Annotated in this window: 18 protein-coding genes; 6 read left to right on the forward strand and 12 right to left on the reverse strand. The window is 34.2% G+C overall.

From position 1 onward, the window contains the following. Positions 1–21: 21 nt before the first annotated feature. Positions 22–951 carry an NAD-dependent epimerase/dehydratase family protein gene (locus EVJ48_05840; GenBank protein ID RZV39007.1) on the reverse strand — a complete coding sequence of 310 codons (930 nt, stop codon included), beginning with the start codon at positions 949–951 and terminating at the stop codon, positions 22–24. A gap of 140 nt (positions 952–1,091) precedes the next feature. Beyond that, a complete protein-coding gene (gene hemB, locus EVJ48_05845; GenBank protein ID RZV39008.1) occupies positions 1,092–2,072 on the reverse strand; it encodes a porphobilinogen synthase in 981 nt (326 codons plus the stop codon). 267 nt (positions 2,073–2,339) lie between these two features. Here hemB and EVJ48_05850 point away from each other — a divergent pair, with 267 nt between their 5' ends. Further along, complete coding sequence (locus EVJ48_05850) at positions 2,340–2,669, forward strand: hypothetical protein (GenBank protein RZV39009.1); 330 nt, start codon at positions 2,340–2,342, stop codon at positions 2,667–2,669. A gap of 147 nt (positions 2,670–2,816) precedes the next feature. Here the strand turns inward: EVJ48_05850 and EVJ48_05855 are convergent, their stop codons facing one another. From EVJ48_05855 to EVJ48_05880, 6 genes are all read right to left on the reverse strand, one after another. Next, complete coding sequence (locus EVJ48_05855; protein ID RZV39010.1) at positions 2,817–5,429, reverse strand: bifunctional diguanylate cyclase/phosphodiesterase; 2,613 nt, start codon at positions 5,427–5,429, stop codon at positions 2,817–2,819. 84 nt (positions 5,430–5,513) lie between these two features. Then, positions 5,514–6,191: a 3'-5' exonuclease gene (locus tag EVJ48_05860; GenBank protein ID RZV39011.1), complete on the reverse strand. Its 678-nt coding sequence runs from the start codon at positions 6,189–6,191 to the stop codon at positions 5,514–5,516. Then, positions 6,181–6,396, reverse strand: a complete 216-nt coding sequence (locus EVJ48_05865) for a hypothetical protein (GenBank protein RZV39012.1) — start codon at positions 6,394–6,396, stop codon at positions 6,181–6,183. The genes EVJ48_05860 and EVJ48_05865 overlap by 11 nt, the downstream gene beginning before the upstream one ends. A 36-nt stretch (positions 6,397–6,432) precedes the next feature. Further along, on the reverse strand, positions 6,433–6,867 hold the full coding sequence (locus EVJ48_05870) for a dUTP diphosphatase (protein RZV39013.1): 435 nt from the start codon (positions 6,865–6,867) through the stop codon (positions 6,433–6,435). A 105-nt stretch (positions 6,868–6,972) separates the two neighbouring features. Further along, complete coding sequence (locus EVJ48_05875; GenBank protein RZV39014.1) at positions 6,973–7,530, reverse strand: nitroreductase; 558 nt, start codon at positions 7,528–7,530, stop codon at positions 6,973–6,975. Positions 7,531–7,611: 81 nt separating this feature from the next. Further along, positions 7,612–7,833, reverse strand: a complete 222-nt coding sequence (locus EVJ48_05880; protein ID RZV39015.1) for a hypothetical protein — start codon at positions 7,831–7,833, stop codon at positions 7,612–7,614. Between the two features lie 334 nt (positions 7,834–8,167). Here EVJ48_05880 and EVJ48_05885 point away from each other — a divergent pair, with 334 nt between their 5' ends. Continuing rightward, positions 8,168–8,281 (forward strand): hypothetical protein, encoded by a 114-nt coding sequence (locus EVJ48_05885; protein ID RZV39029.1) that lies wholly within the window; start codon positions 8,168–8,170, stop codon positions 8,279–8,281. A 144-nt stretch (positions 8,282–8,425) separates the two neighbouring features. Here the strand turns inward: EVJ48_05885 and EVJ48_05890 are convergent, their stop codons facing one another. The 3 genes from EVJ48_05890 to EVJ48_05900 form a co-directional block, all read right to left on the reverse strand. After that, complete coding sequence (locus EVJ48_05890; protein ID RZV39016.1) at positions 8,426–8,797, reverse strand: type II toxin-antitoxin system VapC family toxin; 372 nt, start codon at positions 8,795–8,797, stop codon at positions 8,426–8,428. Position 8,798: 1 nt separating this feature from the next. Continuing rightward, the gene (locus EVJ48_05895) at positions 8,799–9,002 is read right to left on the reverse strand and encodes a hypothetical protein (GenBank protein RZV39017.1); all 204 of its coding nucleotides are present in this window, start codon (positions 9,000–9,002) and stop codon (positions 8,799–8,801) included. Positions 9,003–9,147: 145 nt separating this feature from the next. Then, positions 9,148–9,747: a hypothetical protein gene (locus EVJ48_05900; protein ID RZV39018.1), complete on the reverse strand. Its 600-nt coding sequence runs from the start codon at positions 9,745–9,747 to the stop codon at positions 9,148–9,150. 117 nt (positions 9,748–9,864) lie between these two features. Here EVJ48_05900 and EVJ48_05905 point away from each other — a divergent pair, with 117 nt between their 5' ends. After that, positions 9,865–10,005 (forward strand): DNA-binding protein, encoded by a 141-nt coding sequence (locus tag EVJ48_05905; protein ID RZV39019.1) that lies wholly within the window; start codon positions 9,865–9,867, stop codon positions 10,003–10,005. A 357-nt stretch (positions 10,006–10,362) separates the two neighbouring features. Here EVJ48_05905 and EVJ48_05910 read toward each other — a convergent pair whose 3' ends face one another. After that, a complete protein-coding gene (locus EVJ48_05910) occupies positions 10,363–10,554 on the reverse strand; it encodes a hypothetical protein (protein ID RZV39020.1) in 192 nt (63 codons plus the stop codon). A 72-nt stretch (positions 10,555–10,626) separates the two neighbouring features. Here EVJ48_05910 and EVJ48_05915 point away from each other — a divergent pair, with 72 nt between their 5' ends. The 3 genes from EVJ48_05915 to EVJ48_05925 are packed head-to-tail and all read left to right on the forward strand — an operon-like array spanning position 10,627 to position 12,387. Beyond that, complete coding sequence (locus EVJ48_05915; protein RZV39021.1) at positions 10,627–10,929, forward strand: hypothetical protein; 303 nt, start codon at positions 10,627–10,629, stop codon at positions 10,927–10,929. Positions 10,930–10,940: 11 nt separating this feature from the next. Continuing rightward, positions 10,941–11,468 (forward strand): hypothetical protein, encoded by a 528-nt coding sequence (locus tag EVJ48_05920; GenBank protein ID RZV39022.1) that lies wholly within the window; start codon positions 10,941–10,943, stop codon positions 11,466–11,468. A 25-nt stretch (positions 11,469–11,493) separates the two neighbouring features. Then, on the forward strand, positions 11,494–12,387 hold the full coding sequence (locus tag EVJ48_05925) for a DUF3987 domain-containing protein (protein ID RZV39023.1): 894 nt from the start codon (positions 11,494–11,496) through the stop codon (positions 12,385–12,387). Positions 12,388–12,610: the final 223 nt, after the last annotated feature.

The following is a 12,610-nucleotide window of genomic DNA, read 5'->3' on the forward strand; positions in this document are numbered from 1 at the left end:
AACAAAATCTTTAATAATTTGTCAACATTTTTTTTCCTTAAACCATTCATACGTCATTTTAATACCTTCGCCGAAATTTACTTTAGGCTTAAAACCAAGGTCTTTTTCTATCTTTCCGATATCTAAACAGCTTGTTTTCTGCTCTCCCTGCTTAGCAGGACCGTGAACCTGTTTAAAACTTTTATTAAAATTTTTATTAATTTCTTCAAATAAAGTGTTAACGCTGATTTCTATAGATGTTCCGACATTATATATGCCGACTTTATCGATATATTTAAGAGCTAAAATATTCGCCTCGGCAACGTCTTTAACGTATACATAATCTCTAGTCTGCTCCCCGTCTCCGTTTATTACCGGCTGCTCTTTTTTTAGCATTTTATTTAAAAAAATAGCGACTACCCCCGCTTCGCCGTGGGGATTTTGCCTTGGACCGTAAACGTTGCCGTAACGCAGAGAAATATATTTTAATCCGTAAACTTCATGATAAAAATTTAAAAATTTATCTGCAGTAAGCTTTGCTATGCCGTAAGGAGATAGCGGCCATTCCGCATGAGTTTCTTTTGTAGGCCTATCGTCCGTATCTCCATATATAGCTCCGCCGGTTGAAGAAAAAATGAACTTTTTAATCTTAAAATCGTTAGAAAGTTTAATTAAATTAATGGTTGCCATAATATTAGTCCTGGCATCGAAAATAGGATCGGCAACGGACTTTCTGACGTCTATCTGGGCAGCTAAATGATATATTATATCCGGCTTTTCTTCCGAAAATATTTTTTCAATTCCGTTAAAATCGTTAATATCCGACCGTATTAATTTTGCAGTTTTATTGACGTTATATTCAAAACCGCTTGAAAGATTATCGATTATCGCAACCTCATGATTATTATCCGCAAGCATATCGACTATATGGCTGCCTATAAATCCCGCTCCCCCAGTTACCAATATTTTCATCGGTTAGTTTTCTCCTTAAATATTATAATTAAATTTTTTTATAGCTCTATAAATAGTACGATTAAGCGTATCCGGTATAGAAATATATGTTGTATATATCCTCGCAATATTTCTAAAAAATATTTAATATTGTTAGAAATTTATCCGATCAGTTTTGCGGCATAAAGCGAAAAATAGGTTATAATAATATCGGCGCCCGCCCTTTTCATAGAAGTAAGCGTTTCTAAAACCGCAAGTTCTTCGTCGACGTAACCCATTTTAGCGGCGGCCTTTACCATGGAATATTCTCCCGATACGTTATAAGCGGCAAGAGGTCTTTTAAAAGTCTGTTTTATTTTGTAAATTATATCCAGATAGCTTAACGCCGGTTTTACCATAATGATATCCGCGCCTTCTTCTAAATCAAGCTCGGTTTCCAGTACCGCTTCGTCTGAATTCGCCGGATCCATTTGATATGATTTTCTGTCGCCGAATTTAGGGAAACAGTCGGCTGCATCTCTAAAAGGCGAATAAAATGCGGAAGCATATTTTGAAGAATAAGACATTATAGGTATATTTACAAATCCTTCATCGTCTAAAGATTCCCTTATTTTTCTTATCCTTCCGTCCATCATATCCGAAGGGGCTATAATATCCGAACCTGCTTTTGCGTAAGAAACGCTAATTTTTGCAAGATATTCCAACGTTTCGTCATTTTTAACGTAACCTTTTTCATCGACTATACCGCAATGGCCGTGCGAAGTATAATCGCACATGCATACGTCGTTAATAATTAAAATATCGGGATATCCGTCTTTTACGGCTTTCACGGTCTGCTGCATTATTCCGTTATCAGAATAAGCCTCGGACGCAAATTCGTCTTTATGCTCCGGAATACCGAAAAGAAGTATGCCGCCTATTTTTAAATCTTCGACTTTTTGAAGTTCTTTTAAAAGTTCGTCTATAGAATAGCGAAACTGCCCGGGCATAGTGCCTATAGGTTCCTTAATTCCTTTTCCGTGCGAAACGAAATAAGGCATAATAAATTTTGACGGGTCCAATTTAGTCTCTTGAACTAATTTTAATAATTGAGGCGAATTGCGAAGCCTTCTAGGTCTTACGAAAGGATAGTTTAAATTCATAATTTTAACCGTGTAATATAATTATTTTTTTCTATTATACACTTATTTTAGAAATAATAAAATAAATTTGAAACAAGCGGTTGTATAAAAAACCCGTCAACGCTTTATTATTTCAATATTTCAAATGATTTTGTAACACAAATTTAACATAAATTTAACATAATTGTAACAAAAATTTCATAATTTTTTAACTAAATTTATGATATAAATGAAAAACGCGCTTAAATTTATAATATTAATTAAAAAAATAAAAAGGAGGTACTTATTTTGGACAAAAGAAAACTTCACAAAAGGAAAAAGACTGTGCTTAAGAAGAAAAAAATGGGCTATCAGGAATTCATCGATAAAATAAATTTAATTCATAAAGAAAGACGCGAAATGGAAAATTTTTTGAGAAGAGTGTGGGTGTTTAACGCCGAAGACGTCCTCGAATATATGGAAATAAAGAAAAAAAACGAAAAAATTCTTGAAGAACATATAAGACAAAAAGCATTGAGAGAATCAGGCGGAAATCCGGATAATGCCGAATTAAATACAAGTTTAAATGCCGAATCCGAATTAACGTCAGGCCTTCATATAGATAAAATGACCGAATAGGATTCGCATTTCACATACAAAAAAAAACAAAAAGCATGACCAAGCGGGCCAAAGGAAAAGCTGTTTATTTTCCGCATACGAAACAGTCAATTTAACATAAAAGTTATTTGCAGAAAATTAATCCGACGCTTTTTCCTTGGCTATCATTTAACAAATAACAAAATTTTCTGCCGGTTTCCCCGTATAATAGCCCTGGGCGTAATCGACTTTAAACTCCTTAAGTTCGTTGAGAACTTCTTCGGATTCGATAAATTCGGCGATAGTTTTTATGCCCATTTCTTTTGCGATAGAAATAGAGCTGACGACGACTGCCCTGTCCATTTTATCTTCAAAGATGCCCATTATAAATTCGCCGTCTATCTTGAGAAAATCTATGGGAAATCTTTTAAGATACATAAACGAACTGAAACCGGAACCAAAATCGTCCACGGCAAACCTAAATCCTTCGTATTTAAGATTTGCTACGAACTTTTCGAGAAGGGAAATATTTTTGACGGTCTCTCTTTCCGTAAGCTCGAAAACTATTTTGGAAGTATCTATGCGGTACTTTAAAGACAGCTGTTTTACGGTCTTGACGTAATCCGCCACTATCAAAGATTTAGGGGAAAGATTGATGAACATATCCAAAGAATAATTTTCGTCTTTAATTTTTTGAAAGGCTTTCTCGAGAAGTATTAAATCCAACTTGTGGGCGACTCCTATGCTTTCGGCTATTTCTATAAATTCTCCGGCGGATATTATGTTGAAGGATTCATCGCCTTTGGAAGAGATAGATTCTAATTTTATCCTCATAAGCAGTTCGTGGGCGACGGGTCTTCCGGTTTTAATATCTATGATAGGCTGAAAATATGGCAATATTATATCTTTTTCCAAAGCGTCCATAACCATTTTGCTTTTTTCGGAAACTTCTTTAAAAGCCGCTACGGCGTCTTCCTCTTTGGCGATATATACCGTATCTTTTCCCGCTTTTTTTGCCTTATACATCATATTATCAGCCAATAAAAATAGGTCTTTGTCGTCGGAAGCGGAATTAGGATAAACCGATATTCCTATGGAAACGGTAGCGCCGACGGACTTCCCCGTTATTGGTTCTTTAAGCGTAAAAGCCTTTATATTTTCCCTTATATTATTTGCTATCATATAAGACTGCTCTTCTCCCGCTCCGGGAAGAATCATTACGAATTCGTCTCCGCCGTACCTTGCGGCTATATCTTCGTTTCTTTTATCTTTTTCCAAGATATCGGCAATACCCTTCAGGAATTTATCGCCGAAGTTATGTCCGTACATATCGTTTATAAGTTTAAAATTGTCGAAGTCTATAAATACTACCCCGAAGGTAGAATTATGCCTTTTCGACCTTTCTACTTCGTAGTGCAAAAACTCCATAAAAACGCGTTGATTATAAAGGTTGGTCAGTCCGTCCCTCGTCGCGTAATATTCTAAGTCTTTAGTGTATTTATATATCGCCTTAATTGAGCCGATGACGTTTAAAAGGGTCGTGAGAACGCTGTTTATGACAAGGCCTTTTACTCCTTCGACTTCGTCTTCGGACTGTACGCCGATGCCCACTATTCCGCCTATATGAGGGGCTTCTAGAATTATCTTTTTCGTCTGAACCATCAGATCTTCTTTTTTAAGATCCGGCAGTTTAACGTTTCTATCCGATACGTTGTGAAATATTTCGTGTTTCCCCATTCCCTGAACGATAAAAGTGCTTAGTCCGTTGTGATATATGTTTTGGTAAATAATTTCGTCGAATATTTTCTTTGTTTTATCGGTAGGCTCTCCTTTCCAGAACACTTCTATTTCAATAGAACTTTCATCCTCCATAAATATGGAAAAAACGTTATAAACCTTAATAATCTTATTCATTTCGTTTAGCATGTTAAAAACATGCTCTTTCCAGTCTTTAACGACTTCGGAGGTAATAATGAAACGCTCCAATAGTTTAATTTCGAACTCCAAGACGTCTTTATCTACGGCTATATCCCTTAATCTTTCGGAAAGTCCGCTTACGCCATTATATATACGGTTAAACTCTTCGAATTTTAAGTCTATCAGCTTGTTATCTAAAGTTTTTAAATCTTTCACGGTTTTAATGCTCTCTACAGCGCCGTTTATGCTTTTCATTCCGTTTTTTATGGAACGCCTTAAGATTAGCGTTACGAAGACGCCTCCAGCTATAGGGAGGATAAAGATAAGAAATATAATAAGTATAAAATAGCCTTCTAGTCTGCTTCTCAAAAACGACGGGTCGAAAGATACCTCTATGACTCCGTTTACGTCGCCTTTTTTTGCCATGGTATGGCATTTTAAACACATTTTTTGCGCTTTTAAAGGATAAGCATATACGATATTTCCGTTTACGACAGCGTGAAATGGGCGTTTAGTTTTGAATACTTTTTTGACTATAAAATTTTCTTTGCCCTGAGGAATTTTTCCGAACTGTTTATCGACTACGGCTCCTCTAAATATTGAAGTCTTTACTGTATTATCGTTTTTAGAGGATTTTTTTAAAGCATTCATAAAAGTCATAACCTGCTTTTCGTTCCATCCCTTTTTCATAATCTGAAACATAGTATTGAAAGTTTGTCTGGAAATATATTCGGCCGTCGTGTCGCTTTCGTATTTAATTATTCTGTCTCCAAAATTAGACAACAGATAGGCGGATACTCCGGCGACTACTATGCTTGTAGAAACGGCTATACACAGTATGAATTTATCTAATCTTCTAAAAAATTTCGGCAATTTGATTTGCATGTAAAATATTATTTTAATTTAAGATGTTAATTATATTTATTTTTTTATTATACTTATTTATTAAATGAATTATATTCACATTTATTATGATACTAGAGCTTTCAATAAATATTCGTCTATATCCGGCTGTCCTTTTAACCATTCTTTATAATCTTTAGGCACGTCTTTAATAGGCATCCCTTTATGTTTACCGAACGGCATAGTATCGGGTATGCGTGCTTCTTCGGAAAACTTCCAAATAGAACCCCATGAAGTTAATTCCGGTTTTTCTTTTAATATTAAACGTAAAATATCCAAGCAAAGTTTTGCATCGGTCAGCGCATTATGTCTGTCGACAAGAATTTTTCTTACTTCCGGCCTCCGTTCAGGTTCCGTCAATGCATACGTCAATGCCGATAAATTATAAGAATCAAAACCTTGCCATATTTTTTTTGCCATTGCAAGCGTGTCTATTCTTTTGACTTGAGGTTTTCCTATTACCTGCCAGTCGTAATCTATGTTATGCCCTATTATATAGGCAGTATTATCCGGAAGCTTAAATTCGGATGCGGGAGGGCAATCTTTTAATTCGCAGTCCAATATATTATGAATAGCCATAGCGCCGAAAGAAATAGGCTTGCCGGGATTATAGCGTTTGACGAAAGTATCGTCCTGTTCGTTTAAAGGATTGCCGTTAATAATAATACCTGCGGCTTCTATTAAAACAGGCTGGGTAAAGCCGGTTGTTTCGGTATCGAATATTACGGCGGTTTTATTTTCCATCGCTTTCGATATTTTTGAAATTTTTTTCTTCTATATACTTCCTTATCTCTTTTTTATCAATCTTTTCCATAATTTTTTCTTTTTCATCGGGCTTTATTCTTTCAAAAAGATTGCGATAAGTCGTTCTGTTTTTTCTAAAACCTTCTGCATCTTTTCCGTCTCCGCGTTCTTCTTTATCAGCAAAAGAATAATTAACTTTTATCATTTTATATTATTAATTAATTTAACTGTATTTTTGTATTTATAACCCTGTAGAACCGAATCCGCCGTCTTTTCTATCGGTATCTTCATCGACCTTATGTACTAGGTTAGGCTCTCCCGTCCATACCGGAACTATTAACATCTGGGCTATTTTTTGGCAAGGCAGTAACGTAATAATATCCTTAGACATATTTTTCGTTAAAACGATTATTTCCCCCCTGTATTCATGATCTATAACTCCAGCTTTAATTTCTATTGCTTTTAACGCCAAACCCGATTTTTCTTTTATAATCGCCGCATAACCCGCAGGAAATTCAATTTTGATTCCAGTATGCGCCGAAATTAAAACATTCGGTTTTAGTATGGTCTTTTCGCAGACAAACAGGTCTAATCCCGCATCGCCTTGAATAGCCCTCTTAGGCATTACGGCTTCCGGATGGAACAGTTCAATATTTAAATAAAAATCTGAAAACATTATTTATTATTTAATCCATTTATATATTATATAAAGTTTATTAAATAAAGGTAAATTAACAATTAATAAGTTACTATTATCGTTATCGCAGACCTATTCCCGGCATTACAAACAATATTTGTTAAGACAGGCATATTCGCCTAACGATTTGCGCTGAGGACGTTTAATTTCGTCGTTTCTCTGTTTTTCGCTTAAAACCGGATCAATATCTTCTTTATGCTTGCCGAATATAATAAGAGTAACAACTTCCATGTCTTCCGGAGATTTTATAACTCCCTTAACTATCTCAGGGTTATAACCTGCTATAGGATGTGCGACGTAACCGAGTTCGGTAGCCTTGAGAATAAGAAAAGCAGAAGCCATTCCCGTGTCGAAAAGATAATATTTTCTATAATCAAGGACGCAGTCGTCGGCTGCTTTAGATAAAACTGCTATTATCATAGAAGCGTTCTGCGCCCAAGCGTTGCCTTTCGCAAGAGCTGTTTTCAATTCTTTAAGAACCGTATCTTCATAAACGAACACAAACTTCCATGGCTGATGATTATAACAGGATGCCGAAAGCGAAGCCGACTGGGCTAGCGTCTTTATAAGGTCTTCGCTTATTTCGGTTTTTTCCAACGACCTGTAAGCTCTTCTTGATTCTATTATATCTGATAAGTCCATTTTTATTCTCCGTATATTTAATTAATATGAAATGTGAATTTAATATAAATCTGAATATTTCTATGCAAAATTAAAATTATCCTACCGATCATTCATGTCAACCTTTTCGCATCCTTCCATTATAGCGCTTTCAATAAGTTTTAAATCATCCGAAGAAATTGACCCTCTGAATTTGGAGAGTATATCTCCCTTCACGCCTTTGGGAGATAACGAATTTGCAAAATCCAGAACGCGAAGCTGCATATCGTACGGTAGTTGAGTCATCTGGATTAATATATTTTCCTTTATATGATCATTCGCCATATGCGATCGCCTTTTATATTTTGCATTAAAAATTATATGTTGATATTATTATTTTATCAGCTTTTTAAATAAATTCCAAACTATAGAAAATTTTTTAAAGTATATACTAAAATGAAATTTTTCTAAAAATCATATATCCCGACAAAAGATTTAAAAAAATAATGGGAGACAAAAAAACAAGAAAAACAATAAGTAGTAATTATATAGACGAGGAAGAAAAAGAAATTATAGAATCCTTAAAGGATTTAGATTTAAAATCCATAAAAAATGACACGAAAAATATAAACAAGCTTAAGAATGCCGCAAAAGATTATATAAAAAACAAGATAAGACTATAACTCTTAGAATTTCTTCGGAAGATTTGGAGAAAATAAAAGTTATTGCTTCAAAAAAGGGACTAAAATATCAAACTTTCATTAAAAGTATTATTCACAGTTTCCTGGTATAAGAAAATAAATAAATCTGTCCCCTTTTTGCTTCTTCATCCTTCAAACCGCGTTCAATTTTTTGTATCACATATAAATTATACTTTTCGTGCGGTAGTTTATCCGCCTGGTTTAATATATTTTCCTTGATACGGGCATTTGCCATGTTAGTATAATTTTAATTCCTTTATAAAATTAAAATCTTTTTTGTTGTAAGTAAATAAAGGTATTTTATAATAAAGGGATGTGGCGCCGATTAAGGCATCGGGTATTTTAAGGCTGTGGCTTTTGGAATAAATTTCTATTAAATTTAAGGATATATCAGTAATTTCTTCATTTAGTTTTAAAATCTCAAAGGCTGAAAGGAATTTTTTAATAAGAATAAGCTCTTTTTTGCTTTTAGCCCCGAAATAGAGTTCCATCAAAGTGATGGCGCTTAAGGCAATATTTTTGGGCAGGATATCGTTTTCCAATATGTTTTTTGTAGAAACGTTTCCTTTGAAGAATTCTATCATTACATCGGTATCGCATAATACCACTTTAAAAACCCCACGCCTTTTCCCTGATTTCTTCTTTCGTAATAGCCCTTTTTTTCCATAATCCGAACATTTGGTTCATATCGAATGTTTTTTTCTTTTTCTCTATATTTTCGATATCTTTAATTTTTATATAAGGATTCTGGTTTAAAAAGTTTATGACGGTTTTTGCTTTTTCGATATCTTTTATTTCTAGTACTATCTTCATTATTTAAATCTCCTGTTTGTATTTATAATTCTCTAATTCTTTTTATATCTTATATTAAAAATTATGTGTATTATATTATTATTTTATCAGCTTTTTAAATAAATTCCAAACTATAAAAAATTTTCTATAGGATATGCTAAATACCTTATGCCTTGCTCGGTTTCTTAATCCCGAACTTTTTTGCCAGGAAGCTGATAAACTGTTTCGTATTTCCGATAGTCTTAGCCGCTTTTGTCATATTATAATCGTTCTCCTTAAGAATTTCTTCTACGCGCTCTTTAGTCCATTCTGTCTTTTTGCCAGGTTTTGAAGCCTTATAGATGTCGTTCCAATTTTTGACAAATAAGTAGGGTTCTTTTGGATTGTCGTTTCTTCCGAGCAGTCCTTCTTTTAAAAAAATATCTATGGCATTTAACGCAAATTTCCGTTCTTCTTCCACGTCTTTAGAATCATCTATTTTAACAAAATATGCAACGGATGTCGGAAACATATGATTGCCTATATCGAAAGGGTTGAGTTCTTTATGTCTTGCTTTATTGGATTTCATCTGCAGTCTTCCCTCATTTTCAAATTTTGCGGTAAATAACAGCAGCTTAATCCATGACGCAATTAATCTGTCTTTTTCGGGATATTTATCTAAAGCTTTTATTTCCGGCAACAAATAAAAGTTTAATGGTAGTTTTATATATTTCGGGGTATCTATATCAACGCCTTGGTCTTCTAATGTTTCTTGTATATCGTCCATAATTGTCAATTATATAGAATAAAATTCAGCGTGTCAATTAGTCAATTATTTTTTTACTTGACATTAAATAAATTTGATATATAATAATTGTAAAGTAATTATATAATTGACTAAATTATGGATAAAGATATTTTAATTATAAACGAAGCCGCCGCATTTTTAAGGGTTTCTGCTACTACTTTAAGGCGCTACATAGCTTCAAGGCAGATAACTTTCTACAAACTTCAAGGAAAATCCTATTTAGAGAAGCCGATTTAGAGAAGTTTTTAGCTTCAAAAAAGGTTGAAAGTTTCGATGAATTTAGAAATAAAAATATTTTGTGAATTTAAATTTATATATTTTTACTGCAGATAACCCCGTTCGCTCATTCAAAAGCGAAAATATTCAATATTGATGATTCTATTGCTATGCAGCAGGGTAGAAAAAAGTCATCCGGAAGAACGTTGCGTCAATGGAAGAACAGACCACTTACTTGGAATGCACCGCAATTTTATTTCAACTCAGATAATGCATAAACAATTTCAGGAGCCAGTCTAAAGCAGTTCTTCTAAACCGATGAAAAATTGAAGCCGATTAATTCGGTTTTTTTAAGTTAGTTTATTGAAAGTCCGCAGATTAAAATCGCCAGTCCGCATTGAGATTAGTGGTTTTGCATGGATTTTCAAGCGATATTTCTCTATGTTGTACATAGAAAAATATCGCTACAATCGTGATAATTTCTTTATTTGCGCGAAGAGCGGTAGTAACGAACACGTACACAATATATATAGTTCCGAAGTTTGGATTTGCCTTCCGTTGCGCAAGCATAAACAGGTTTAGTATTTAAAACCGGCAACGGTGTATTCGGAACGCATAAGAAGACAAGTATTAGAGGTAACTATGGGAAAATTATTGGATTTTTATAAACAGCACCGCCGGCTATTTTTGGCGCAAAAGCACCAGAACACGTCTAAAACCCAAAAATTCAGGGATAAGGCGGCTATTAAGTTCTTTTCATTTTGCGAATCTCAAAATTTACTCCATACGGACGGAATCCGCAAAAAGGAAGTGGTAAAAGATTTCTTCGATACTAAAGAAATGTCAAATAAATCAGACGAAACCCGCCGGAAATATTTTTTGGTAATTAGAGAAATTTATAGGCGGTTCTTTAAAATAAATATCGGAATCGAGGTTTTAAAGTGAGCGGTAAAGCTATGAGCATAAAAAACGAATCTAAAATATCGTTTCTGGCAAAAGAAATATCGGAATTTATTAAGCGTGGTTCTTCCACTGCCGAAAAACTTTCCGCTACTTTAAGAGAAATTAAATCTCAAACCGGCATTAAAAGCTTAAAAGATTTAGAGCAGCCTCATATTGTTAATATGATTACAGCATTAAAAAATAACGTTTCATCGGGAAATATGTCTTTATCTAACGCAAATTCATATATCTCAAGCATTAATAATATCGTGAAGTATATAGATAGGGATGATTTACACGTTATTAAAGCGTCTGACTTCGGATTAAGCCGTAATATATCCGAAAAAGACGGAATCAATAAAGAAAATTCAAGAGAATCCGCCGCCGCATTTAAAACTTGGCTTGACCAAAAATACGCGCAAACAAATGATTTGCGTTATGCGTCGCTAAAGCATGCCGTTAATATCCAATCTGTTAATTTAAGATTAAGAGAAAGTCTTCAAATTAAATTATTAAATAAAGACTTGTCCGGAAATACTTGAAAATTTAGATACGGAAGACGGCTCTTTGATTTATCCTTCCGACGTAACGCCCGAAGCGTTTTACATGGTTGCTCAGGGTAGGCCTTACGGAACGTTTTTTCACGGAGAGTTCGGCGGATGGCTTAAATCGCTTGAGAGAAGCTACAACAAGGGATTTAAAGAATTCTTAACAGACGTTTACGACGGATTTTCTCAAAAGAAATTAATTAAAGGTCCAAATGGAACGGGACAGCTCTACAGGATAGACGAACCGGCTATTAATATCTTGAGCGCTTCGACTATAGCATGGATTTCTGAAAACATAAAAGAAGCAGACCGCCAGAGCGGGTTTATGCAGAGGTTTACGATATTTTATGCCCAGCAGGATAAAAAAGAAATCGCTCTTCCTATAAGCAATAATCCGCCTAATAGTTTAGTCGAGGAGCTAAAAGAACTTTTAAGCATTAAAGGAGAAATAAAATTATCGGAGGAAGCGAAGCAAATTTACGAAGAGTTTTATTATAGCGAAAACGAATCTAAAAAAAGGCAGTCAGAAATATACGGCAGTTTTCATACGAGGCTTTTTACGCTTGTCATAAAAATTGCAATGGTTTACTGCGTTATGCGAAAAGATAAAGTTATCGGAAAAGAAGATATGGAATACGCTATACAATTAAAATTAATTCTTGAAAAATATCTTTATTCCGTTTACGACAAATTAATAAAAGATAAAAACCAGGAGACCCTGAATAAAATATTAAACATTATCGCAGACAACGGCGGGACTATCGAAAGAAGCAAACTCCTTCGTTATACGCATATGCTTAAAAAAGACTTCAACAATTTTATAGAAACATTAATTGAAAGAAGATCCGTCGCTGTGAGAGTAGAAAAAACTAAAACAAAATCCGCCGTTTATTATAAAATAATAGGCGATTAACGGGCGGCTTACATAATCTTGTGAACTTGTGAATTATTTAATAATATATTATTATAATATAATAAATACCTATATTTAAAGACTATTGGATAATTCGGATAGTGTAAAATATCTTGTGTAAATTTCCAATGGCAAAATAGGCGCACCTCCTATAAAATAGTTATTGACCAAAATAACTTTAAATTAAAGGAGGCAACGCCAATGATATCTTTGTCGGCGGCTT

Source organism: Candidatus Acidulodesulfobacterium acidiphilum (assembly GCA_008534395.1).
Lineage (GTDB): Bacteria > SZUA-79 > SZUA-79 > Acidulodesulfobacterales > Acidulodesulfobacteraceae > Acidulodesulfobacterium_A > Acidulodesulfobacterium_A acidiphilum.